Here is a 23,521-nt window from a genome sequence, read left to right as displayed (position 1 = left end):
TATAGAATTTTATTACTATTTTTTCTTATATTAAAATGGCACAAATAGCTTTTTTAAATAAAAAGTATTAAACGATTCAATAAAAAAATATTAAAATAGCGTTAATCTGGGTTAAACTATTTAGAGAATAATTTATATTTTCTAAAGTTTAAATCACTTTAAAAAACAAGTTTCTTAGAGATAATAATAGCATCATTAGTAACAAAAGGCATTGGCATCATTTCTTGGGTTCTTGGCTTTATCTTAAAGTTTTTGTTGGTTAACAAATCATAAGAAATTTCATTTAAAATAATATCTAATTTCTCGTTCACATCAACAGTAAAAGAAATTGTTAATTCTTTGTCACTATTTCCAAAGTGATAAATTAAAAATGTACCAGGTTTTGCTTTGTATTTTTTACCATCATTAACCAACACATCATTTACTTTAAATTGATGTAAACTAATGTTGTTTTTGGTTATAAATTCGAACTTATTAACTTTTCTTGTAGGTAAAAAGGTTAACTCTAAAAATCGTTTCGAACCAATAATTGTATCTAAATCTGTAATTAAATTTGCACTTTCTATATTTTTAAAACTAGTTTTTTTAGCAAATTTAAAACGTGTGTTGTATTTACTTTTTGTGTCGGCATTTTCAAGTCCGCCCTCAGAGTAATCAGTATTAAAAATTTGTTTAGTATAAGCGTCTAAAACGGTATTGTAGGTTCCGTAATAAGCAGTTTTATCATCAGAATTCTGAATGTAAACGATGCTGTTGGGTTTCTTGTTTTCTGTTGAAAATCCGCTATTATACGTTGCCAAACCAAAAAATACAATAGCTAATATGCCACTTATTTTCTGAGTAAAAAAAGTTTTCTTTTGATGAAAACTAAGAATCATCAAACCAAAAACCAACACAATAAAAATTGCGCTAACAAAGATTATTTTTAAACCTAAACCAACAGGAAACATTTTAACCAAAGGAGCAAAAATATAAAGAGTTGGTATTGATAAAATGGTAAATAATATTCTTTTAGAACCTTCTTTTAAGTCTAAGAAAATTGCTATTGCTAAAATTAGTAAGGCACTAATAACCGGAATAATAAAAAAGCCAGCACCTTTTAGTGCGTATGCAATAATTAAATTAATAATTAACCAGAAAAACAAGGGCGCTACTAGTAAGTTTGTAGGTTTTAATTCTTTGGCGCTACGTTTATAGATTGTAAATAATAACCAAAGATTTAAAAATACAAAGGCCGTAATATATTGATAACCATTATAAGTAAAACCGTGTAAAATATCTTTGTACTGCGGATGTATAATTTGTAATAATTGCCATAACCCGAAAGAAATTAATCCGCATAAAACCAATGAAACTAAAAACGGTACAAAGCCTTTAAAAATTCCTTTTGCATCTATTTTATTAAGTGAAATTCCGAAGAAAAGCAAAATAATAAAAACAATTAAACAACCTATTGTTAATGGTTTTACCCAAGAAAACGGAAATGTAAGCATTTTAATAAACGGAAAATTTACATACACAAAATCTTCTTCAGAATTTAAATTTGATAGATTTGCGTTTGCAAAATAATTTAATGAAGTTGTAAAATAATCTGCTTGATGTAAAAGGGTTTCTCGGTCTAACCTTTCATAAGAATCTTGTGCTGTATGGTAATCAAAATGATCGCCAATAAAAGCAAAGTTCAATCCGTTAATATTTCCACTTTCTCTAAAAACAGTTAAATCTGTATCGTTTGGTAGTTTTTTATAAATAGAATACATTAAGGAATTTGCTGCCGGAAAATTGGGTTTTGTAGCCAAAAACTCTGATAGTAATTTGCTGTTTTTACCATTTGTTTCCATAAGCATATAGCTTGGTCCGCCACTTCCTCTAGCTTCAAAATTTAAAACCAAACCAACGTTTTTAGCCCAAGAATGTTGATCTACAAATGCTTGCGCACCTAATAAACCTAGTTCTTCTGCATCAGAAATTAAAATAATAATATCATTTTTTGGGGTAGTTCCTTTTGCTAAAAAAGCTCTAATTCCTTCTAAAATAGTAACTACTCCAGAGCCAGCATCACTTGCAGCTAAAGAAGAGTGTGGGTTTGCGTCGTAATGAGTAAGTAGAAGTAAAGCTTTATCAGAATTTGTGCCTTTAATTTTAGCGATAATATTCTCTGCAGTAGTAGCGGCAAACCATTTTTTGTTGATAGCAGTTTGGGTCTGAATTTGTGGTTCTAACCCCATTTTTTGCAATTCTGTTACAATATAATTCTGCACATTTTTATGTTCATCAGAACCAACATAATGGGCTTTTGTACTTATTTTTTTTAAATGATGTAAGGCATTGTATAAAGAAAAAGATGTTTCGTTTGTATTGTTAGAAGTATTTATAGAGGGTTTTAAACTACTAAAACTCCAAAAAATTACACCTAAAATTAGTAGGGTAGAAACAATCGTAGAAAATTTATTCATTCTAAAATTTTATTTCTATAAAAGTAGTGAATTAAAAAAAATTATCATCAAAAGTAAAACCGATTAAAAATTTTGCTAACTTTAGTACAACTAAAAATCTAATATTATGGGAATTAAGAGCTTTCAAGGTAAAAGAGAAACCAATCAAATTAAAGAAAAAACACAAATTTTGGTGTCGGATTATATGACTACAAATTTGGTAACCTTTAAAGCAGAAGACTCTTTAGATTATGTGATAGAACAGTTGATTACTAATAAAATTTCTGGTGGACCTGTGGTAAATGAAAAGAATGAGCTTGTTGGTATTATTTCTGAAACGGATTGTATAAAACATATTTCTGAAAGTAAGTACTACAATATGCCTGCAGATACAAATAATACTGTTGGTAAATATATGGTTACAGATGTAGATACTATTGATAAAAACATGAATATTTTTGATGCAGCATTTAAATTTATTTCATCTAGAAGAAGAAGATTTCCTGTAATTGAAAACGGTAAACTTATAGGGCAATTAAGTCAAAAAGATGTATTAAAAGCTGCCATTAGTGTAGAGGGTAATACATGGTAAATGTTATCTTCTTTTGCTAAAATTAATTGAAGGTAAATCTGTTATTATCAATTTTTGATTTTCGGTACTTACCAGTTCTGCAATCTTAGAATATGGGTAACCATTAACAGGTTCTTTAAGGTTTTTCCATTTGGCGATACCAGCAACTGTAACTGTTTCTTCTAACTCTAAAATTGCCTCTGTGTATCTTAAAGATTTATTAAAACCCAAAAAACCTTCACTTTTAATATTATAATTTTTTAAAAGTTCTAAAAACTCTTTTGTAGGGTTGTTAAATGTACCTGATGAAGTTTTTTTATCTACAACTAAATAACTTTTAAAGTTTTTTGGTTTTAAGCTAGGTCTAACAATTACGTGTTCACCTTTACTTTTTATAAAAAATTCTTGAATTTTAGATTCTTTAATTAAAGTTTTCCAATGAGAATTCTTGCCGTTGCTTCTTTTTTCTTCTATTATAATTTTATAATAGACGCATTCTCTTTTACTAAAAGGCGCAATAAGTGGTTGTTTTACATGCAATGCTTTACCGGTAACCTTTGTAAAACTATTAGTTTTTAAGCCACCAACAGGCTTATTTGGCGTTTTAGCAAGAGTTCTTATAATTACTTGTTTATTACTAAAGTAATAGATAGCAATTGCCAGTATTATTAAAGCGATTAATACAATAAAAATCATAGTGTCTTTTTGTAAGTTAGTAGCTCTAACTTACAAAAAGTTACACTTCTTATTTATCTTTTCTAATTAATAAAAAAGTTTCATTTTCTAAAGCTAAATAGCCTTCATTGTAAATATAATGGTACAAGTTGCCTGTTTTTGTTTTATAAATTGATGTAAAAAACTGAAAATCGAAACCCTTGTCATACAATTTTGTTCTACTAACTTTAGTTTTACCAGTAGAATTTAAATCAGAAAGTATTTTATAATTTTTTCGAAGTCTATTATTAATATTTCTGATTAAATTTTTACTGTCTTTATTAATTCGGTTATTGTACGAATTTCTACAATAATCAGAACAGAATTTTTTATCGATTCTGCCCTTTAGCAGCTCGTTACACTCTAAACACTCTTTTTTTTCCATTAATAGCAATCTTATTACACTTTTACTTCACCCCAATTTTCGCCTGATTTAATTCTTCTTAATTGCATTGTTGTAATACCGAATTGACTTGCAATAATTCTTAGTCTAGTTCTTCTGTTAGGGTCTAACAACTTTTTCTTAATAATTCTAACTTTACCTTCTGTTAATTTTGCGCCAGGTTTAATACCAAATTTTGCAATTCTTTTAGGATTCGTTATTTGGTGTTTTGTTAATTCTTTTTGATTTACCCACTTTAAATTTTGATAGTAATTATCTTTTAAATCGTGGTTTAAATGAATTACAAATTTTTGATCTTCTTCTTTTTTTAGAAATAATAAACCAACAACTCTGTGCACATAAGCATTTGCTTTTCTCTTACTACCTATTTTGGGATATGTAAAGGTTTCAAAATTGTTAATTTGACCAATTCTAAGAAGTTCGAATACACCTTCTTCAATTTCTCTTTTTACTCTTCCGTAATTAGAAACGTAAAGTTTTTCTCTAGCAACATCATAATTTTCTTTTTCAAATAGCTTCCATTGTTCACTTCTGTACGATTTCATGTCTATAAGATTTTCATTTAGTAAATATACTAAAAATTATCCGTTTACAAACGACTACAATTAATTACAACCGAAAGTAATTGTTTTAAAACCGAATAAGGAAGCAGTACTGTCGCAATTTTGCAATGTCTAAACGAGTAGACAAAATAAATTATAAACTTGCATTACATAATAAATGCACAAAACTTATCTTATGAATACGTTAAGAAACAAAGTACAATTAATTGGTAGATTAGGTCAAGAGCCAGAAATAGTAACTTTTAAAGATGGCAATAAAATGGCAAAATTTTCTATGGCTACAGATGATAGTTATAAAGACAAAGAAGGTAACAAAATAGAGCGTGCATATTGGCATAACATTGTTATTAAAGGCGGACTTGTAAAAGTTGTAGAAAAATATATAAACAAAGGGCAAGAAATTGCGGTAGAAGGTAAGTTAACCAACAGAACTTATAATACAGAATCAGGAGAAAAACGATACGTAACAGAAATTATAGTAAGCGAATTATTGATGTTAGGAAGTAATTCTTAACGGATATTAAAATATTGAAAAAAATAAAATCTACTCGATTTGAGTAGATTTTATTTTATCTTGGCATATCATTTGACATACTAAGACTAAACTAGAAAAAAATGAAAGTCATGAAAATCTTAACAATCTTAACCATATTATTTGGTTTTTCTCAATGTGGTAGTAGTTCAATAATTAAAAACCCTGTTTTTAAAGTAGAAAAAGCATTTTATAATAACTGGGTTGGCGGTCAAAAAGGTGTTGCTGGTACAAAACTCGAAATTCAATTAGAAAATGCTTTAGAAATAGAGTTTGATTCGATTTATTTTCAAAATAAAATAGCCAAAGCAGAGGTTGTTGTAAATGGAAATAAAGTACAATTGATTGGTCATTTTTCTTCAAATGTAAATATAAAAAGAGATGTTATTTTAGATTCAAACCCTACTAAAGAATTAGAAAATACTTTGCCAACTGTTAAAAAGTTTCCTTTTCAATTAGAAAAAAACGAAGCAATAATCAGTTTTAATAAAGATGGTAAATCTGTTTTTTACAAAGTAAAGAATATAAAAGAAGTTCAATCTCGCGCTTTTCCTATGGCTCAAAAAAATAATTAAAACGCTGTTTTTTAGTTGTTTGAGGTTTGAAATAATTTTTGGCACGCAATTTGAATATTTCTAACTGTAACCTTAAAACTACAGCTTATGAAATCTTTAAAACTACTTTTTACATTTATTTTAACAGGAGCATTTTTAGGCTCTTGTACCACAGTTTTCGAAGACAATTTTATAGAGAATGAAATCTCTTTAGAAGAAGTTGTATCTAATTACGATTTGTGGTACGTAGATTATCACAGAACTATTGGTAACGGAGACATTCCGTTTGTGGCTAAAGCTTTTACTTTATCATTTTTAGATGGCGTTTTATATGCAAATAATAATATAGCAGATATTGGTTTTACAGGAAATGGTTTAGGTATAGATGTTGGTACATATGACACGTATACAGGTCTTTTAGAAACAAGACACGATTTAGACGGAAGAAATGATTTTGAAGTAACTATAACTTCTAACAACGAAATTAGATTGTATAATTACAGACAAAATGTTACTTATTTTCTAATTGGTTATCAGACAAACACTTTTGATTATGATAAGCTATTTTATGAAAACATAGAGTATTTTTTACAAGAATACCAAGCTTGGGAGAAAACAAGTACAACAGGTGGAGTGCCTAATGCATTTGATTTAGAAAATTACTTGCAATTTACTCCAGAAAACACAACTACTTTTTATAGTTCTCAAGACAACTTTGGCACACAAATTGCAAATATAAATTGGAGTTACGTTGGAGATTATGAAGTGTTTGATGTAACGGGTTTCGAAGATCTTAAAATATTAACACTTAATTATGATGGCGGAGATATAGAAGAGTTTGAATTAAGCGTTATAAATGATGGAAAGATTAGTCTTTACAACATAGAGTCTGAAACAACATATGTTTTTAATGGTAGAGGTTTTGTACAATATTTAAAAACAGATGCATCAGAAAAAAGTGCAAAATCTATTGTAAGGAATTCGAATAGAAAACGTACTAAAATAGTAAGAAAAACAAAAATTGGAAGAAATTTAAAATAAAGTTTGGTTAGTTGATTTTTGGTTGGTTATTGCTTAATAACCAATTGAAAGAGAAACCGTCCTGAGGAGGACGGTTTTTTCTTTGTTAATAATTGCTAAAAAGTATCTTTATCGTTTAATTTTAAGCCAAAAAGATTTCATAATTTTATACAAAGTTTTAGCTTAAAATAAAAAAATATGAAATTAACAGCATTTATTACTGGCGCAACATCTGGTATTGGCGAAGCAACAGCAAAAATCTTTGCAAAAAATAATATTAGATTAATTCTTTGTGGTAGAAGATTAGACAGATTAGAATCTTTACAAAAAGAATTAAGCATTATTACAGATGTTACTATTTTACAATTTGATGTTTCTAATAGAGCTGCCGTAGAAAAAGCAGTTGCATCACTTCCAGAAAATTTTAAGCAGATAGATATTTTAATTAATAATGCGGGTAATGCACATGGTTTATCTACAATACAAGAGGGTAGTTTAGATGATTGGGATGCAATGTTAGATATTAATGTAAAAGGATTATTGTATGTTTCTAAAGCTATATTTCCGCAAATGATAGAAAGAAACAATGGTTTTATAGTAAATATCGGTTCAATTGCTGGTAAAGAAGTATATCCGAACGGAAATGTGTATTGCGCCTCTAAACACGCTGTAAATGCTTTAAATAAATCTATGAGAATAGATTTGAATAAACACAATATTCGTGTTTCTGCAATTCATCCAGGAGCCGTAGAGACAGAATTTTCAGAAGTTCGTTTTAAAGGAGATTCTAAAAAAGCAGCAGCAGTTTATAGCGGTTTTAAAGCTTTACAAGCAGAAGACATTGCAGATATTATTTATTTTGTTGTAACAAGACCATATCATGTTAATATCGAAGATTTAGTAGTATATCCAACGGCACAAGCAAGTGCTACAATTTTAAATAAAGAATAAAAGATGTCAAAATCAGAAATAATAATAGGTTGCATGTCTTGGGGAGTTTGGGGTAAACAGTTTTCGACAAAAGAGCAATCAGAAATGATTCAATTTTGTGTAGAAAACGGAAATTCTACATTTGATCATGCAGATATTTACGGTCATTTTACTACGGAAGCTTCGTTTGGTAAAGGTTTTAAAGAAAGCGGAGTTCATAGAGAGGATATAAAGTTAATTTCTAAGTGCGGAATTCAGTTAGTAACAGAATCTAGAAATAACAAACTAAAACATTATAATTATAGCAAAGAATATATTGTTTGGAGTGCAGAACAGTCTTTAAAAAATTTACAAACAGATTATTTAGATACTTTTTTATTGCACAGACCAAGTCCGTTAATGCATCCTAATGAAATTGCAGAAGCAATTACTGAATTAAAAGAAAGCGGAAAAATTATCAATTTCGGAGTATCAAATTTTACACCTTCTCAGATTAATTTAATTTCTGATAAAATTCCTGTTTCTATAAATCAAGTAGAGTTTTCTTTAACACAACACTCAGCAATGCATAATGGTAGTTTAGATCAAATGCTGCAAAAAGACATTCAACCAATGTGTTGGAGTCCTTTGGGAACTGTTTTTAAAGAGCACACAGAACAGACAACTCGTATTAAAAAAGTTTTAATTCAGTTAGCAGAAAAATATAATGTAGCAGAAGATGTTCTATTATTAGCTTGGGTTTTAAAGCACCCTGCAAATATTTCACCAGTAATTGGTACAACAAATAGAGACCGAATTTTAAATGCAAACAAAGCTTTAAGCATAGAGTTAGAATTACAAGATTGGTTCTTGTTGTTAGAAGCTAGTAAAGGAGAAGAAGTGGCATAAAATGATAAACAAACGCCTTTTAATTAAAAACTTACTTTCTCATAATGATGAGAATAGTTTTTATGATAAAAAGCAAAAATTATCTTTAAATAGAAAAGACGGGAAAGCGAAATTTTTAAAACATATATGTGCTCTTTCTAATTCGAATCCTTTTAATAATTCTTACATTGTTATTGGGGTAGAAGATGAAGAAAATAAGATTTTAGGTGTAGATTTTTTTGATGATAGTAAAATACAAAATCTTGTAAATGCTTATATAGCAAATCCGCCAAAAATTGCTTATGAAAATGTTCGTTTTCCTAGTTTACCACGACATAAAGTTATTGGTTTGGTTACAATTTATCCAAATAATTTAATAGCTTCTCTATCAAAAAAAACATGGAAATACAATAAGGGAACCATTTTTTATCGAAGTGGAAGTATTTCGATGCCCTTTCTTGGCGAAAATTTCGAATTAAGAAATAGAAACAAAGAGGTTGTTGCAGCTATAGAAAAAAATGCAAGTAATAATATTGAGTTAACTTTAAATGGCGTTTTCGATTTTATAAATAATCATAAACCTAAATACAATCCTCAATACAAAGTTTTTAATGAACAATTTGTGCTTTGTTGGGCAGGAGAAAAAAAAGTAATTAATAACGAAATTTACTATTCTAGAGTAGATATAGAATTAATTAACGAGCAAGTTCAGTTGTTTTTCTCTGCTTTAGATGATGTTAAAATTACGTATAATAATAATTCATTTATTATAACAGAATTTATTTTTCTAGGATTAGAAAAGCAAGAAAAATATTATCCGTTAGAAAAAACAATAATTCATTTTAAAGAAAATGGCAGACAAGATATTGTAAATAACTTTTTGTTTGAACCACCTATTTTTAATAATAAAGTTATGATACATATTTATAATAATTGCAATTTAATTGTTAGAAAACTATCAGAAAATAAACCCTTATCTGTTACAGAACACGAAGATGTTTTAAGGTTGCCAACCAATTATTTAATTTGCTATTTACACGGTTTTCTAAATGCTGAAGAAAATTTAAAAAAAGCTAAAAGTTACATTAAAAGTTTAGAAAATAAATCTACTTATATAAAATACAAAGAAACTTTGCGTGTTATAAGAAAGGTAAAATATGCTTAAGAATTGGAAATATTATATTCTCAATTTTTTGTAACTTCACTCCATAATTTTAAATCTACTTTCTATGCCAAACTACAATTTAAATGTTAACGGAAAAAATGTTACTGTTACTGCAGATGAAGATACTCCTTTACTTTGGGTTTTACGAGATGAGTTAAATTTAGTAGGCACAAAATTTGGCTGTGGTATTGCACAATGCGGTGCTTGTACAGTTCACATAGATGGTGTTGCAACAAGAAGTTGTCAATTGCAAGTTTCTATTTTAGATGATACAAAAATTACTACAATAGAAGGTTTATCTAAAGATGGTAAACATCCTGTACAAGAGGCTTGGAAAGAGATTGATGTGCCACAATGCGGTTACTGTCAAGCAGGACAAATAATGACAGCTTCTGCTTTTTTATCAGAAAATAAAAATCCATCAGAAAAAGAAATAAGAGAGGCGATGCATGGTAATATTTGTAGATGTGCATCTTATAATAGAATAGAAAAAGCAGTAAAAGTTGCTTCAGAAAAAATGCAATAATCACTAAAATTTATAAAAATGAAACTACACAAAAAAGATAATTTTAGTAGAAGAAACTTTTTAAAAACCTCTGCATTGGCAAGTGGCGGTATGTTAATTGGTTTTAATTTACTTACAGCATGTAAGCCAGAAGCTAAAATGCCAGTAGATATAACAAGTTTAAATTTTAACGATTTTAACGCATTTATAAAAATTTCTGATGAAGGTTATGTAACTATTTTTTCTCCGAATCCAGAAATCGGTCAAGGGGTAAAAACTTCTATGCCAATGATTATAGCAGAAGAGTTAGATGTAGATTGGGATAAAGTAAATGTTGCACAAGGTATTTTAGATACAAAAAATTATACAAGGCAAGTAGCCGGCGGAAGCCAATCTATTAGACAAGGTTGGGATGCGTTAAGACAAACAGGGGCAACAGCAAAACAAATGTTGGTAAATGCAGCTGCTGTAAAATGGCAAGTAGATGCAAGTTCTTTAAAAGCATCTAACGGAATAATTACAAATACTTCAGGAGAAAAACTAACCTATGGTGATGTTGTAAAAGAGGCAGCTCTATTAGAAGTGCCAGAAAATGTTGTGTTAAAAGACCCCAAAGATTTTACAATTATTGGACAAGAAATTGTTAATGTAGATATTGATAAAATTATAACAGGTAAACCTTTATTTGGATTGGATTACAAAGCAGAAAACATGATGATTGCTGCTGTTTTAAGACCACCAGCATTTGGGCAAAAATTAGTTTCTTTTGATGATACGAAGGCTAAAAATGTTTCTGGTGTAAAAGAGATTATAAAATTCGGAGATAAAATTGCCGTTTTAGCAAGTTCTACTTGGGCTGCAATGAAAGGTAAAAAAGCAATAAATGCTAATTGGAAAACAGATTCTAAAGCAGAATCTACAGAAGAACATGATAAATTATTAACCAAAATTTTAGATGGTAAAGGTTTAGATGTTAGAAGAGAAGATGGCAATGTAAAAAAGGCTTTTAGTGCTGCAGATAAAGTTGTAGAAAAAACTTATCATTCACCTTTTTTACCACATAATTGTTTAGAACCGATGAATTTTTATGCAAATGTTACTCCAGAAAAAGTGCATTTGGTTGGTCCTATACAAACACCACAATGGACGGTTAATAGAGTTTCTAAACTTTTAAATAGAAAAGAAGAAGATATTTTATGCGAAATGACTCGTATGGGTGGTGGTTTTGGTAGACGTTTGTACGGAGATTTTGCTTTAGAAGCAGCAGAAATTTCTAGTTTAGCTAAAAAACCAGTAAAAGTTGTTTTTTCTAGAGAAGATGATATGACTGCGGGTACTTATAGGCCAGCAATTAAATATAGAATTAAAGCAGCTTTAAAAGACGGTAAAGTAACTGGTTATCATTTAAAAGAAGCGGCAGTAAATGGAAATATGTATGGTTTAATTCCTAACTTTTTTCCTGCTGGTTGCATTCCAAATTATAAAGTAGAAAGTGGTAATTATAAAAGTAATATCACAACCGGTGCTTGGAGAGCGCCATATACAAATTTCTTAGCTTTTGCAGAGCAAAGTTTTTTTGATGAATTGGCATCAGAGTTAAATATAGATCCAATTCAGTTGCGTTTAGATTTATTACAAAATGTAAAAAATACTACGGATAAACGTATTGAGTATTCTGGTGAAAGAATGGAAGAAACCATTAAACTTGTAAGAAGTAAATCGAATTGGGGAAATGCTAAAAATGGTGTTTACCAAGGTTTTTCTGCGTATTACAGTCATAATACACATGTTGCAGAGGTGGCAGATATAGAATTAGTTGATGGTTATCCGGTAGTAAAAAAGGTTACGGTTGCTGTAGATTGCGGTATTGTTGTAAACCCTACTGGTGCTAGAAACCAAGTTGAAGGTGGTGTTTTAGACGGAATTGGACATGCAATGTATGCTGGTTTTTCATTTAAAGAAGGAGTTCCTCAATCTAAAAACTTCGATTCTTACAGATTGATAAGAATGAATGAAACCCCAAAGGTAGATGTCTTTTTTGTTGATAGTAATAAATCTCCTACAGGTTTAGGAGAACCTGGTTTACCGCCAGCAGGTGGCGCTGTTGCAAATGCAATTAATGCTGCTTTAAGTAAAAGATTATATTCACAACCATTTATTAATGAATTTGAAAAGAATAAAATTCTTAGTTAATTAAAATAAAAAAAACCTCAAGATTTTATTCTTGAGGTTTTTTATCATTAATTCAAATATATTATGCTGTCATAGCTAACTTGTTTTTCTTTTTATAATCTCTAGGAGAACAGTTGTATTTTTCTCTGAATCTTTTAGAGAAATAACTTCTACTAGAAAAACCTAAACTGTACACAATTTCAGAAATACTTAAATCAGTATTTATAATTAATTCTTCAGATTTTTTTAAACGTACAGATCTAATGTATTCACATACAGTTAACCCGTGCATTAACTTAAATCCTTCTTGAATTTTAGCTGCAGTTAAACCAATTTTTCTTGTTAAAACATTTATTTTATGATCTAAATCTGGATAGTTGTTTACGTAATCTGTTAATTCCTTAATCAGCTCCATTTCGTTCTGAGTTAAAGAACCGTTAGAATTAGCATTACTATTTATGTCTTTTTTATGTTGTTCGATTTCTAAACCTAAAATTAAGTTTACAATACCTTTAGTTAATAAAGCTCTAACAACTCCTTTGTTTTCAATAGATTTTAATTGCTTAATATGTTCTGCAATTTTAAGATTGTAAGAACCTAAGTATATATAATCTTTAGTTTTACCTGCAATAAAAGCATCTTTTAAAAGATTATTAATGTCTGTTTGTTGGTTATTATCATCCGCAGTATTTACAGATATAATGGTAGAACTAGTTTCTATACCTTTATAAAGTGTAATTGTATTTTCTTCTGATAAAATATTAGAAACTATACTTGTTTGAAAAGTTTCTACGGTGTTTTTAGTTGCGTTATTTTCGAAAGAATGAGAAATCTTACCTTTAGAACAGTATACAAAGTTAATATGTGTACCTGCTTTAGCATCTACAGCTATTTTAAGGTCTTCTTTAGGTGTAATATTAAATTCTAATAAACTAATACCACCGTCTAAATTAATAGATCTAATAGTACCTTTACCTATGTTGTTATTAATTTTAAGAAACTGCTCATTAGAAGTCACTTTTAACGTTCCCCCAATCTTCTTTTGTAATTTGTTAAAGAATAAATTTAAGCCTCTTAATTTTGAATTTATAGTAATCATAATTGGTTGAGTTTTTTTGATTGTTACTAATTTTATTTGATCCTAAAATTAAATAAGGAAGTATAAATTCTTTATTTAAAATTATACTGCAAAGTAACAACCGAACTCAAGTTTTTCCGTTACACGATTTTTTTTTTTTGTTATATGATTTCTATTTTTTGGTATTAATTAATTGATTTTCAAATAATTAAAATATTTTTTACTGAAATTATGTAACAACAAACTGTAATTATATAATTATTTCTGATAATTTTTTACAAGAAGAAATTTGTAGTAAAATTTACTATTTAAGAGTTTATAACAACTCAAAATTATAAACTAAAATCTATAATGATAATTTAATTTCTATAAAAAATACTAAAGTAGAGAGAGTGAATAAATTATTGAGATGAAATTTTTTTCTAAATAAATTAGGTTAAATTTTGAAGATGTAATTTTTAGATTAAAAACAAAAAAAAAGCTCTAAAGTAATTTTACTTTAAAGCTTTTAATAGAAGTTTTATGTGTCTTTAATTTTGTACCAAATTATACCTAGAATTAAAGATGCTAAGAGTAATAAATGAATTAACGGACTTTCTATTGCAAATACAAAATAGCTTACAGCCCATGCTATAATTATTAAAATAAATGTGATGTATAGAAAGTTTTTCATTTACTCTTCATTTAAAAGATTCTCTATATTTTCTTTTTTCTCTTCTAAGAAATACTCAGATTCATTTGCGAGTACATTCATAGATTCGTTGTTAGTTATTTTTGCAAAATCACTCATTACTGCAACTTGCTTATCTATAATTTTATTTAAGGTTAATAAATAAGCTTTCTCGTTAGATTCTTTTTCATTTACAACAAATGGTTTTTTTTCTAAAAACAATACATCATTTACATTAGGTATTAAAATCATTTCTTTTCTAGAAATGTCTTTAATAGAACCTAAACGTTCTTTAACTCCTTTATTTATAGAATTTAAAATCTGTTTTGTTTCTGGGGTAACAGAGTCTTTTTCTTTTATGTAATTGTTATAATTAATTATATAAATGTAGTTTTTTGTAGCTTCAACTAATAATTTAGCGTCTGTTTGACTGCTTAATATTTTGTCTTCTTTTTCTTTTGTGGTGGTTTTTTTATCACAAGAAAACATCAAAAATAGAAATGCAGTAAAAAGAAGACTAGCTAGTATTTTTTTAGTACGTTTCATTTATTCTCACTTTTTTTATTGGAATACAAAGGTCGAAAAAAGGATAGGATTTTTTGTTACAGAATTAATAAGAGAATTTATACAATTTCCATAAATTGTAAGTATAGCTAGAAAAAACGAGGGTGTTTTTTAGTTAAAAGGAAGATAAACTTCGAAAATTGAACCAATATTTGGCTTACCAGTAGCAAAAATATATCCTTGATGATTTTCTACAATTTTTTTACAAATAGATAAACCAATTCCTGTACCAGAATATTCGTTTTTATTATGAAGCCTACTAAAAAGCACAAATATTTTTTCGGCGTATTCTTCATCGAAACCTATACCATTGTCTTCAAAAGTAATTTTATGGTAAAAATTAAACTTGGTGTTCTTTATTTTTTTTATATCGCTAGCATCAACTTTTTTGTAAGAAATTTTAATATTTGGAGAAACTTCTTTTTTACTGTATTTTAATGAGTTACCAATTAAATTGATGAATAATTGTTGTAATTGAAATGGTATAACTGTTAATGCGGGTATTGTTTCTGATGTAATAATGGCATCTTTTTCTAAAATAGTTTCTGCCAATTCTTGTTTTGCATTTTCAAGAATGATATTCATGTTAGTTTCTTCAAAAACTTCTTCAGATTTATTAGTCCTAGAAAATTGTAATAAATCGTCTATTAATAAACGCATTCTTGTAGAAGAGGTTTTTATTCTTTCTAAATATAAATTTCCTCTTTCAGATAAATTAGAAGCTTCTTTTTCTTCTAATCTAGAAATAAAAGTTTGTATTTTTCGAAGAGGTTCTTGTAAATCATGACTTGCAACATGGTTAAAAGAAGATAATTCCTTATTGTTTCTTTCTAACTCTAAATTTCTTTCTTCTAGTAATCTATAATTTTCTATCTCATCGGTAATATCTGCAGTTGTACCAATAAGTCTTTTATTCTCTTGGTTATCTGTAAGCACTTTACCATAAGCTTTAAAGTGTCTTATGCTGCCATTTTTTTGAACAATTCTATAGTAAATGAATGGCAAATCTTCTGTTTGCATCATTTTTTCGACTTGTTTTTTCAATTTATCTACATCCTCTGGATGTACAAATTGCATAAAGTTTTCTAAGGTAGGTTCAAAAGACTGAGGTTGCTCACCTAATAATCTGTATAAATTATCAGAATAACTAAATTTATTTTCTTCTATAAACCAGTTCCAAGTACCATGTTTGCTTACAATTTCTGATTGATTTGTAGATTCTTTAAAAATTTCTAATTGAAGGTTTTTGGTTTGTAAATTTTTAATATCATTATTAATTTTCGAATACGTAAAAAGTAGTAATAGAAGGGCAATTATTAAAACTGAATATATAATAATCGGTGTGTTTGTAATACTTCTTTCGTTATCTAATTTTCTAATTCTTAAAAGATTGTTGTTATGGGTAATCATTTGATTAATTTCTAATCGAATGTTATCCATGGTTTTTTTACCTGCAAGAAGTAGTGCATCAAACTCTTTAGAATCTAAATTATCGTTTTTAGAAAACTTAAAAGTCTCATCAAAATAATTTAAGTTTTTATCAATTAAAATTGTTAAATCTCTAAGTTTTTGTTGTTGTCTTTCGTCTTTTTTTGTTAATTCTTTTAAACGTGCAAAACTGTTATTTGTTTTTTCTCTACCAGAAAAAAATGATTCTAAAAACCGAGTATCCTCAGAAATTAGATAACCTCTTTGGCCAGTTTCGCTGTCTTTTAAGTAAGAAAGTATTTGTTCTAATTCGATATTTACTTCATACGTATGCTCTACTAAATCAAAAGATTTAATTAATGTTTGCAGGTGTTTGTATGCCAAACCACCCATGCATAGTATTACAAAAAGACTTATACCAAAGGTTATCTTTAAGAAACGTGTAGATTTAAATATCGATTTTATATTCACTTTATAATCTTAATAAAAAGTTGTCTTTGTTTAGGCCACTTGTTTGATATTGCCAATTTATAGTAACTACATTAGAAAGCACTTTCTTTAATTTTTTAAAGTTGTTTGGTTTTTTAATGTAAACGTTAGCACCTAAAACAAAGGTATTTTCTATGTCTTCTTCTGATGCAGAAGTAGAATAAATTACAATAGCAATATCTTTAAGTCTATCTACTTTTTTAATTTCTGTTAAACATTCTATACCCGATTTTTTTGGCATGTTTAAATCTAAAAAAAGTATTTTTGGCAGAATACTATCTTCTTGGTTTAAGTAGTTCATTAACTCTAAACCGTCTTTAAAAGTGCTTACTTTTGTGTTAATTTTTAACTCATCAAAAGCATCTTCAAAGAAAAGTCTGTCGTCTTCATCATCATCTGCTAAAATTATAAAAACATCTTTATGTTGCATTTATTCTTGTTTATTAGGGTTATTTAGCTCTCTTCTCTTTGTTATTATTCTTTGAAAAGCAGAAGGTGTTATACCTGTTGTATTTTTAAATTGCGTACTTAAATGTGCTACACTAGAGTAATTTAATTTATATGCAATATCGGTAATTTTTAAATCGGTATTGATAATTAATTGTTTTGTGTATTCAATTTTTTGTAAAATGATAAAGTTTTCTATAGATGTGTAGGTAACTTCAGAAAATAAATTAGACAAATACCCGTAACTATGATCTAGTTTTTCTGATAAATACACAGAACTTTTAACATTTATATTTTCATCATCATTAAAAACCATATCTGTAATAGTATCTTTTATTTTTTGAACTAAAATACTTTTTTGGTTTTCAATTACTTCACTACCATATTCTTTTAAACTATCGTTTAATTGCGATAGTTGGTCTTCTGTAATTTTTTCTAAAAACTCTATTTCACCAAAACCTAGAACTTTATGTTTAACATCTAATTCATTTAACTTTTCTTCAATAAGTTTATTACAAACTGCAGTAAAATCAAATTTTATAAATATTTTCATGTGTAGCGTGTTATTTTGCTAATATAATAGATATATTACAATTATTTTATTTAGACATTTAAAAAAGAAATTGTATTGATATAATTTATAGATAATGATTAACAACACAGGGTTTTACAAAAAATTAAGTTACAATAATATTCCTATTAGAGAGCTTCTTAAAAATGAAAACTTATTTAATGCTGTACCAAGCAATTGGGTAGTTATAGTAACAGATATTGTAAATTCTACAAAAGCGATAAAAAACGGAGGTCATAACGATGTTAATTTAGTTGCTACGGGTAGTATAATTACTGTTTTAAATAAAATTAAAAAAATCAATAAAAAAATTACGATTCCATATTTTTTTGGAGGTGATGGCGCAACTTTTATTGTTACAAAAGAAATTCTAGAACCTGTTTATAAAGCTTTAGAAAATTATAGCGATCACGTAGAAAAAAACTTTAATTTAAAACTAAGAGTAGGACAAATGCGTGTAGAAGACATTTATGCAACAGGAGCTACTTTAAGAATCGCTAAATTAAAATTAAACTCTTTTTTAGTAACTCCGGTAATTATTGGTAACGGTTTAAAACTTGCAGAAAACCTAATTAAAGAGCAGTTTGTAGAAAATATTGATGATAAAATTGATGATATTTCTATTGATTTAGAAGGTATGGAGTGTCGTTGGAATGAAATTAAGCCCAATAGCGAAGAAAAAAAGGTAATCTGCTTACTTGTTATGTGTAATAACGAAGAAAAACAAGCAGAAGTTTACACAACGATTATGGATGAGATAGATTATATTTTTGGAAGTCTATCTGAAAGAACACCAATAACAACTTTAAAACTAGCTTTAAATACATCTTTTGATAAAATTAAAACAGAAATGTATGCTCGTTTGGGTAAGTTTGATTTAAGTTATCTTATAAAAAATTGGCTAATTACAAACTTTGGTAAATATTATTTTAGGTTTTTTAAGGATGGCAAAGCATATTTATATAAGGTTTCTCAATTATCCGATACGATTATGTTAGATGGTTCTATAAACACTGTTTTTTCTGGTACAGAAAAACAAATTAGTAAGTTGAGGCTTTTGTTGGATTCATTAGAATCTCAGCAAAAAATAATTTACGGAATTCATGCTACATACGCTTCTATAATGTCTTGTTATATAGAAGATAGAGATGAAAAACATATTCACTTTGTAGATGGTACAGAAGGTGGTTATACAACCGCGTCTAAAGAGTTAAAGAAAAAAATAAATAGTTATAAAGTTTATTCATAAAAAAAGCCGCTTTTTAGCGGCTTTTTTTAATTATATATAAAATATTAGAAGTTATTGTCCTACTTCTTCTTTAGCTTCTTCTACCATCTTTTCGTTAGGTAAAATAGCAACATTTACTCTTCTGTTTTTGGCTCTACCTTCTGCAGTTGTGTTATCATACTTTGGTTGCGTTTCACCGAACCATTGTGTTGTAAATCTACCTCTTTGTAATCCCTTTGCTATTAAATAATTAGTTACAGATTTTGCTCTTTTTTCAGATAAAGTCATGTTGTAGCTGTCTCTACCAGAGCTATCTGTGTGCCCAACAACTAAGATGTTTGTATCTGGAAATTCTGCAAAAACACTAGATAATTTGTTTAAAGTTTCTTGCGATTTTGCATTGATATCATCTTTGTTAGTATCAAAATAAACACCACTGTTTTCATCAAAAGTAACAACAATACCGTTATCTACTCTTTCTACTTCTGCTCCAGGAATCTCTGTTTCAATTTGTTTTGCTTGATCATCCATTTTTTTACCAATTAGAATTCCGGCACCACCACCAACAACTCCACCAATTACAGCTCCTAGTTTACTGTTTTTTCCGCTACCAACGTTATTACCAATAATGGCACCAATTAAAGCACCTGTTGTGGTTCCTATTACAGCACCTTTTTGTTTGTTGTTTGCATTTTTAGTTGCTTCGCAACTTGTTAAACTTGCTGTTAATGCTATTGCTACTGCAAAAGCAGAAATTTTGTTCATTATATTTTTCATAATTGTTATTGTTTTGTAAAGTTCATGTTTATAATAAACGGAGTTCCGTTTACCATTAAGTTTTGTTTCCAAGTCATGTTTGTTTCAGAAAGATTAGATAATTCTAACCTAAAACCAATATTGTTTTCATTATTTTTTGGTTTTAATAAAAAGTCATAATAACCTGATGTTTCATCAATTTCTTGAATTATAAAAATGAATTCTCTATCACCTGATTCACAAGTCGAATTGTTTATTGTATAAACACCAGAATTGTTATTTGGTACAAATTTCCAAGAACTTCCTTCTAAACATTCTTTTGTAGCATCGTTAAAAAGAGTAACATTATAATCGCCTGTTTTGCTGTATGTAATATTATTTAAAGTCCAATTTCCTTTTATGGTTTTTTCTTTACTTTTAACAGTTTTAGATGCTCCGCAAGAAACCAAAGAGGTTATAAATAATAGTATTAATAATTTTTTCATGAGATATTTTATTTATTCTGATACAAATAAACAAACATTATGATAGGTGGCTTAACTCAAAAGAAAATAATATGAATTCATTTAAAAGCAAAAAGTCATTAAAATCAAGAAAATATGATTTTAACGACTCTTAAATTAATCATAAACATGATTAAATTAGATTGGGGGATTTTCTTTGATTAGCAATTTTAGGGGTCGCTAACTGATTGCAAATTTACAACCTCAATACACGTTTTTATGCACTTATTCTACTAGTTGAAGATTGTGTATAGATAAAATGTAAATTACTGTAGATTAGGTGATAATTATGGTTTTAATGTTTCTAGTAAAAAAAAATCGCTAAAACCAGTCAAGGTATTAGCGATTAATTTTGATTGTTAATTTTAGGGATTTTAACAAAGTGATTTTTTTCACAGCGTTTGCATAATTAGGGGATGCTAACGCATTACAAATGTACAGCTGTTTTAAATTTAAGTTTTTATATCTTCGATTAATTAACTGTAAAGGTTAGGTGAATAACCATTTATTATGGACTAACTTTTAAAACTAATAATTTTTTGTTTAAAAAAAATCGTTAAAACCAATGAAGGAATTAACGATTCGAAGTGATTATAATTTAAATTAGCTATAAGGCTAGGGAATCTTCTAACGGGTTAAAATTTATAATCTTAATGTTATATTGAGGGGTAAACAAAAATACATAGTTGTTTGTTTCTTTTTAAATTAAATCTATTATTCGATATAAAGGTATGCTAGAATACGCTTAAGTGTCGATGAACTGAATTTACAAGCTAATCTTTTAAATAAAAAAAACCACTTCTAAGAGTGGTTTTAAATTATACTTATAATTTACCTTTTGTCGAGTTTTTAAATTTATTTTAATAGACTTTATAGTCCTTAAGACTAATTGTCTTTTTATCGAAAATAAACTCACCATTACTGGAAACACCTTCAAAGAACAAGGTGATTTTATCAGTTTTAATATTTTTAACATTTAAATTTAAGTTTCCATTTTCATCAATTTTATTCATAGGAAGCCAATCTACTACTCCGTATTTTTTATAAAAATTGTCTGTATATGAATTGTACATAGGTATATAGAATTTTTTTGCTTTAGAAAATGTAATAGGAAATTTTATTTGTGATAGAGAAGGATGGTTTTTAGGTTTGTAAAATTTAAACAAATCTGTAGTAATTCTAATAACACCTTGGTTACCTCTAAAACCTTGATCAAAAGCATTAGGGTCAAATTCAATATAGTCTATAACACTCATAGTGTAATTATATAATACACTATTATCAATCAACCTTACTCCATCTAAAAACACAACGGTTTGGTCTCTATTTGAGCCTCCTTTAAAACCAACACCAGTATTATCATCATACGGCTTGGTTTTTACGGAACTTAAATCCATTTTATTGGAATCTCCAAAGTTGGGTCTAATTATATTAATGCTCAAACCAGTAGAAGTTCTTCTAGCAGTAAAACGACTACTTCTGGTCTCAATATATTCAATTAGAGTCAAATTTACATCATTTTTATTTGTGAAAAGTACTTTTCCATTAGTCTTAGCTTTAATCTTATACATCCTTTGTTTTTCTAAATTTGACTTTATAATTATTTCATTTAAAGTGTTTTTAGTGTTTAAATTTTTGAATTCGTAAAGATTGTTTGCAATTTCTAAAGCATAAAAAGAATTATTTGAAGTTAGGTGGTTCGCTGTTTTGTTTGTTTCGGGTATATAACTAGGAAAGAATTGTGTATATAAAGGTGTTTTAAAGGTTTTTCCGTCTTTTTTTCTAATTGAAGAAATATATGCTTTCTCGTTATTAGTTGGGTAATAATTATTCAACACAAAAGCACTCTTAGAATTATCATTTAAAGAGATAAATTGTGGTGGATTATTAGACAAGGCATGAATTAAAAATTGTTTTTGACTATTTTTTTCATTTTGAATATTAAACCTTACTGTAATTCCTTTCTCAAAAGAATGTGCAAATTTGTTTTTTTGAGAGAATAATTTTCTCCAATTAAAACTGCTCCAACCTTGAGTGATAAGCAAATTGTCTAAATCATATTTTTTTTGACTGTTGATATCTGTAAAATAATATCCACCGTTTTGTAGGTATCCTTTTATGTAAGGTTTAATTAAAACATTAGAGATAATATTAGAATTTTTATTGTACGATTTTGTGCTTTCTGGCAATATCGAAATACTAACATTGTTAAAATCTTTAAAGCCATTTTTAAAGTTGAAATTAAAGTTGTGTAGGGTGTCTTTAGAGTTGTTTACAGAAGCATTTTCGATTGTATTAATATTAATATTTTTGTAATTAAAAAATAATCTTTCTGCAATAGGGTTGTTTTGCTCATCAAACAGCGTAAAAATAGTAATACCAGATTTTAAGTTTTTTAGCGCAATTTTTTTACTGATAACATTTTCTTTGTCAAACTGTATTTCAATTTTGGTTAATTTCGCTCTGTTTTGATAAGCAAGTGTATAGGTTTTTCCTTTTAAGAATGGCAAAGTACCTTTGTTTGTAACACAAGAAATTATAACTTCGTTTTCATTGCTATTAAGCTGTATTATAATTCCGTTATTTTTTGAGTTAGCACCAAAATTGGTAATAAAATCTTTGGCATTTTCTAATTGAACTTTATACGTTTTATTTTTAATTGGTTTCATAGAAAAACGCCCAATGCCTAAATCGTTTAATTTAAAAGAAGTGATAAAGTTGTTTTGTTGATCAAGCACACTCCCTTTTAAATTAGAAATACCGTAACCTAAACTATCTTTGGCAACAACGCCTAGTGTATTAATAACACCGGTAAGTAGATGGCCACTTTCTGGTAAAATTTGAAGATCTATTTTGCCGTTGTTTTTAGTTTTAGCAACAACTTTAGTTTCTTGAGGATCAATAACCTCAAAGGAATCTGTAAAAAAGCTTTCTTCGGAAAAGTTAAGCATCCAATTTGTGTATGCTTTAAAAGAGTAGGTTCCAGTTTTAAAGTCTTTATCTACATCAAAGACTCCGTTAGCAATACCGTTTTCTACTTTTAGCAATTGTTTTTTAACAAGTTTTTTATTGCTATCATAAATTAGGCAGTACAAATTAGAAGTACTTTTAGAGAGATTATTTTTGTATTTATCAAAACTATAAGCCGTAAAGCCAATATTTTCTCCTTTAATGTATATAGATTTGTTTAAATGTGCATACACTACTTCTTTAAAGTGTGCACTATTGTTTAAAAAAAGAGAATCTATCGATTGTTTTTCTTGGGCTTGCAGGTTAAGATTGATGTGAGCTACTGTAAATAATAAGCAGCAAATTTTAATAAGGTAGTGTTTTTTCATAGCAGTTTTTATTTAAAG

General features: G+C 27.9%; 23 protein-coding genes. 10 read left to right on the top strand and 13 right to left on the bottom strand.

Annotated elements, in window-relative coordinates; genetic code table 11:
• Positions 1–158 precede the first annotated feature (158 nt).
• On the bottom strand, positions 159–2,456 hold the full coding sequence (locus BXQ17_RS10335) for a M28 family peptidase (protein WP_077810574.1): 2,298 nt from the start codon (positions 2,454–2,456) through the stop codon (positions 159–161).
• A gap of 106 nt (positions 2,457–2,562) precedes the next feature.
• On the opposite strand from BXQ17_RS10335, the gene BXQ17_RS10330 reads away from it, so the two are divergent.
• Positions 2,563–3,027, top strand: a complete 465-nt coding sequence (locus BXQ17_RS10330; RefSeq protein ID WP_077810573.1) for a CBS domain-containing protein — start codon at positions 2,563–2,565, stop codon at positions 3,025–3,027.
• 3 nt (positions 3,028–3,030) lie between these two features.
• On the opposite strand, the gene BXQ17_RS10325 is transcribed toward BXQ17_RS10330, so the two are convergent.
• The 3 genes from BXQ17_RS10325 to BXQ17_RS10315 are packed head-to-tail and all read right to left on the bottom strand — an operon-like array spanning position 3,031 to position 4,668.
• Positions 3,031–3,702, bottom strand: coding sequence for a hypothetical protein (locus tag BXQ17_RS10325; RefSeq protein ID WP_077810572.1), 672 nt, complete (start codon positions 3,700–3,702; stop codon positions 3,031–3,033).
• 49 nt (positions 3,703–3,751) lie between these two features.
• The gene (locus tag BXQ17_RS10320) at positions 3,752–4,105 is read right to left on the bottom strand and encodes a hypothetical protein (RefSeq protein ID WP_077810571.1); all 354 of its coding nucleotides are present in this window, start codon (positions 4,103–4,105) and stop codon (positions 3,752–3,754) included.
• Between the two features lie 14 nt (positions 4,106–4,119).
• Positions 4,120–4,668 (bottom strand): HNH endonuclease, encoded by a 549-nt coding sequence (locus tag BXQ17_RS10315; protein ID WP_077810570.1) that lies wholly within the window; start codon positions 4,666–4,668, stop codon positions 4,120–4,122.
• Positions 4,669–4,861: 193 nt separating this feature from the next.
• Between BXQ17_RS10315 and BXQ17_RS10310 the strand changes: the two genes are divergently transcribed.
• The 8 genes from BXQ17_RS10310 (at position 4,862) to BXQ17_RS10275 (ending at position 12,452) form a co-directional block, all read left to right on the top strand.
• On the top strand, positions 4,862–5,200 hold the full coding sequence (locus BXQ17_RS10310; RefSeq protein ID WP_077810569.1) for a single-stranded DNA-binding protein: 339 nt from the start codon (positions 4,862–4,864) through the stop codon (positions 5,198–5,200).
• A gap of 110 nt (positions 5,201–5,310) precedes the next feature.
• Positions 5,311–5,793 (top strand): hypothetical protein, encoded by a 483-nt coding sequence (locus tag BXQ17_RS10305; protein WP_077810568.1) that lies wholly within the window; start codon positions 5,311–5,313, stop codon positions 5,791–5,793.
• Positions 5,794–5,880: 87 nt separating this feature from the next.
• Complete coding sequence (locus tag BXQ17_RS10300) at positions 5,881–6,813, top strand: hypothetical protein (RefSeq protein ID WP_077810567.1); 933 nt, start codon at positions 5,881–5,883, stop codon at positions 6,811–6,813.
• Positions 6,814–6,990: 177 nt separating this feature from the next.
• Positions 6,991–7,743 carry an SDR family NAD(P)-dependent oxidoreductase gene (locus BXQ17_RS10295; RefSeq protein ID WP_077810566.1) on the top strand — a complete coding sequence of 251 codons (753 nt, stop codon included), beginning with the start codon at positions 6,991–6,993 and terminating at the stop codon, positions 7,741–7,743.
• Between the two features lie 3 nt (positions 7,744–7,746).
• Complete coding sequence (locus BXQ17_RS10290) at positions 7,747–8,610, top strand: aldo/keto reductase family oxidoreductase (protein ID WP_077810565.1); 864 nt, start codon at positions 7,747–7,749, stop codon at positions 8,608–8,610.
• A 1-nt stretch (position 8,611) separates the two neighbouring features.
• Positions 8,612–9,754, top strand: a complete 1,143-nt coding sequence (locus BXQ17_RS10285; protein ID WP_077810564.1) for an ATP-binding protein — start codon at positions 8,612–8,614, stop codon at positions 9,752–9,754.
• Positions 9,755–9,818: 64 nt separating this feature from the next.
• Positions 9,819–10,280: a (2Fe-2S)-binding protein gene (locus tag BXQ17_RS10280; protein WP_077810563.1), complete on the top strand. Its 462-nt coding sequence runs from the start codon at positions 9,819–9,821 to the stop codon at positions 10,278–10,280.
• Positions 10,281–10,298: 18 nt separating this feature from the next.
• Positions 10,299–12,452, top strand: coding sequence for a molybdopterin cofactor-binding domain-containing protein (locus BXQ17_RS10275; RefSeq protein ID WP_077810562.1), 2,154 nt, complete (start codon positions 10,299–10,301; stop codon positions 12,450–12,452).
• A 61-nt stretch (positions 12,453–12,513) separates the two neighbouring features.
• On the opposite strand, the gene BXQ17_RS10270 is transcribed toward BXQ17_RS10275, so the two are convergent.
• The 6 genes from BXQ17_RS10270 to BXQ17_RS10250 all read right to left on the bottom strand — a co-directional run bounded on the left by BXQ17_RS10270 (position 12,514) and on the right by BXQ17_RS10250 (position 17,660).
• On the bottom strand, positions 12,514–13,530 hold the full coding sequence (locus BXQ17_RS10270) for an AraC family transcriptional regulator (protein WP_077810561.1): 1,017 nt from the start codon (positions 13,528–13,530) through the stop codon (positions 12,514–12,516).
• Between the two features lie 499 nt (positions 13,531–14,029).
• Complete coding sequence (locus BXQ17_RS14555; protein WP_187661395.1) at positions 14,030–14,182, bottom strand: DUF5670 family protein; 153 nt, start codon at positions 14,180–14,182, stop codon at positions 14,030–14,032.
• A complete protein-coding gene (locus BXQ17_RS10265; RefSeq protein WP_149025898.1) occupies positions 14,183–14,725 on the bottom strand; it encodes a hypothetical protein in 543 nt (180 codons plus the stop codon).
• A 129-nt stretch (positions 14,726–14,854) separates the two neighbouring features.
• The gene (locus BXQ17_RS10260) at positions 14,855–16,642 is read right to left on the bottom strand and encodes a CHASE3 domain-containing protein (protein ID WP_254712369.1); all 1,788 of its coding nucleotides are present in this window, start codon (positions 16,640–16,642) and stop codon (positions 14,855–14,857) included.
• 1 nt (position 16,643) lies between these two features.
• Entirely contained in the window at positions 16,644–17,090 is a 447-nt protein-coding gene (locus BXQ17_RS10255; protein WP_077810558.1) for a response regulator, read from the bottom strand.
• A complete protein-coding gene (locus tag BXQ17_RS10250) occupies positions 17,091–17,660 on the bottom strand; it encodes an AraC family transcriptional regulator (protein WP_077810557.1) in 570 nt (189 codons plus the stop codon).
• A gap of 94 nt (positions 17,661–17,754) precedes the next feature.
• Here BXQ17_RS10250 and BXQ17_RS10245 point away from each other — a divergent pair, with 94 nt between their 5' ends.
• Positions 17,755–18,927, top strand: coding sequence for a DUF3095 domain-containing protein (locus BXQ17_RS10245; protein WP_077810556.1), 1,173 nt, complete (start codon positions 17,755–17,757; stop codon positions 18,925–18,927).
• 51 nt (positions 18,928–18,978) lie between these two features.
• Here the strand turns inward: BXQ17_RS10245 and BXQ17_RS10240 are convergent, their stop codons facing one another.
• The 3 genes from BXQ17_RS10240 to BXQ17_RS10230 form a co-directional block, all read right to left on the bottom strand.
• Complete coding sequence (locus tag BXQ17_RS10240) at positions 18,979–19,683, bottom strand: OmpA family protein (RefSeq protein WP_077810555.1); 705 nt, start codon at positions 19,681–19,683, stop codon at positions 18,979–18,981.
• 5 nt (positions 19,684–19,688) lie between these two features.
• The gene (locus BXQ17_RS10235) at positions 19,689–20,147 is read right to left on the bottom strand and encodes a lipocalin family protein (protein WP_077810554.1); all 459 of its coding nucleotides are present in this window, start codon (positions 20,145–20,147) and stop codon (positions 19,689–19,691) included.
• Positions 20,148–21,025: 878 nt separating this feature from the next.
• Complete coding sequence (locus BXQ17_RS10230; RefSeq protein WP_077810553.1) at positions 21,026–23,503, bottom strand: hypothetical protein; 2,478 nt, start codon at positions 23,501–23,503, stop codon at positions 21,026–21,028.
• Positions 23,504–23,521: the final 18 nt, after the last annotated feature.

Origin of the sequence: Polaribacter sp. BM10 (genome assembly GCF_002005425.1) — a bacterium.
Lineage (GTDB): Bacteria > Bacteroidota > Bacteroidia > Flavobacteriales > Flavobacteriaceae > Polaribacter > Polaribacter marinaquae.
The sequence above is the reverse complement of the archived record's forward strand: the minus strand, read 5'-3'. Positions and strand labels throughout refer to the sequence as shown.

Excerpts from the sequence above, each read along its gene's own strand:
- BXQ17_RS10335 (WP_077810574.1), bottom strand. The coding sequence starts at position 2,456 with ATGAATAAATTTTCTACGATTGTTTCTACCCTACTAATTTTAGGTGTA.
- BXQ17_RS10330 (WP_077810573.1), top strand. The coding sequence starts at position 2,563 with ATGGGAATTAAGAGCTTTCAAGGTAAAAGAGAAACCAATCAAATTAAA.
- BXQ17_RS10325 (WP_077810572.1), bottom strand. The coding sequence starts at position 3,702 with ATGATTTTTATTGTATTAATCGCTTTAATAATACTGGCAATTGCTATC.
- BXQ17_RS10320 (WP_077810571.1), bottom strand. The coding sequence starts at position 4,105 with ATGGAAAAAAAAGAGTGTTTAGAGTGTAACGAGCTGCTAAAGGGCAGA.
- BXQ17_RS10315 (WP_077810570.1), bottom strand. The coding sequence starts at position 4,668 with ATGAAATCGTACAGAAGTGAACAATGGAAGCTATTTGAAAAAGAAAAT.
- BXQ17_RS10310 (WP_077810569.1), top strand. The coding sequence starts at position 4,862 with ATGAATACGTTAAGAAACAAAGTACAATTAATTGGTAGATTAGGTCAA.
- BXQ17_RS10305 (WP_077810568.1), top strand. The coding sequence starts at position 5,311 with ATGAAAATCTTAACAATCTTAACCATATTATTTGGTTTTTCTCAATGT.
- BXQ17_RS10300 (WP_077810567.1), top strand. The coding sequence starts at position 5,881 with ATGAAATCTTTAAAACTACTTTTTACATTTATTTTAACAGGAGCATTT.
- BXQ17_RS10295 (WP_077810566.1), top strand. The coding sequence starts at position 6,991 with ATGAAATTAACAGCATTTATTACTGGCGCAACATCTGGTATTGGCGAA.
- BXQ17_RS10290 (WP_077810565.1), top strand. The coding sequence starts at position 7,747 with ATGTCAAAATCAGAAATAATAATAGGTTGCATGTCTTGGGGAGTTTGG.
- BXQ17_RS10285 (WP_077810564.1), top strand. The coding sequence starts at position 8,612 with ATGATAAACAAACGCCTTTTAATTAAAAACTTACTTTCTCATAATGAT.
- BXQ17_RS10280 (WP_077810563.1), top strand. The coding sequence starts at position 9,819 with ATGCCAAACTACAATTTAAATGTTAACGGAAAAAATGTTACTGTTACT.
- BXQ17_RS10275 (WP_077810562.1), top strand. The coding sequence starts at position 10,299 with ATGAAACTACACAAAAAAGATAATTTTAGTAGAAGAAACTTTTTAAAA.
- BXQ17_RS10270 (WP_077810561.1), bottom strand. The coding sequence starts at position 13,530 with ATGATTACTATAAATTCAAAATTAAGAGGCTTAAATTTATTCTTTAAC.
- BXQ17_RS14555 (WP_187661395.1), bottom strand. The coding sequence starts at position 14,182 with ATGAAAAACTTTCTATACATCACATTTATTTTAATAATTATAGCATGG.
- BXQ17_RS10265 (WP_149025898.1), bottom strand. The coding sequence starts at position 14,725 with ATGAAACGTACTAAAAAAATACTAGCTAGTCTTCTTTTTACTGCATTT.
- BXQ17_RS10255 (WP_077810558.1), bottom strand. The coding sequence starts at position 17,090 with ATGCAACATAAAGATGTTTTTATAATTTTAGCAGATGATGATGAAGAC.
- BXQ17_RS10250 (WP_077810557.1), bottom strand. The coding sequence starts at position 17,660 with ATGAAAATATTTATAAAATTTGATTTTACTGCAGTTTGTAATAAACTT.
- BXQ17_RS10245 (WP_077810556.1), top strand. The coding sequence starts at position 17,755 with ATGATTAACAACACAGGGTTTTACAAAAAATTAAGTTACAATAATATT.
- BXQ17_RS10240 (WP_077810555.1), bottom strand. The coding sequence starts at position 19,683 with ATGAAAAATATAATGAACAAAATTTCTGCTTTTGCAGTAGCAATAGCA.
- BXQ17_RS10235 (WP_077810554.1), bottom strand. The coding sequence starts at position 20,147 with ATGAAAAAATTATTAATACTATTATTTATAACCTCTTTGGTTTCTTGC.
- BXQ17_RS10230 (WP_077810553.1), bottom strand. The coding sequence starts at position 23,503 with ATGAAAAAACACTACCTTATTAAAATTTGCTGCTTATTATTTACAGTA.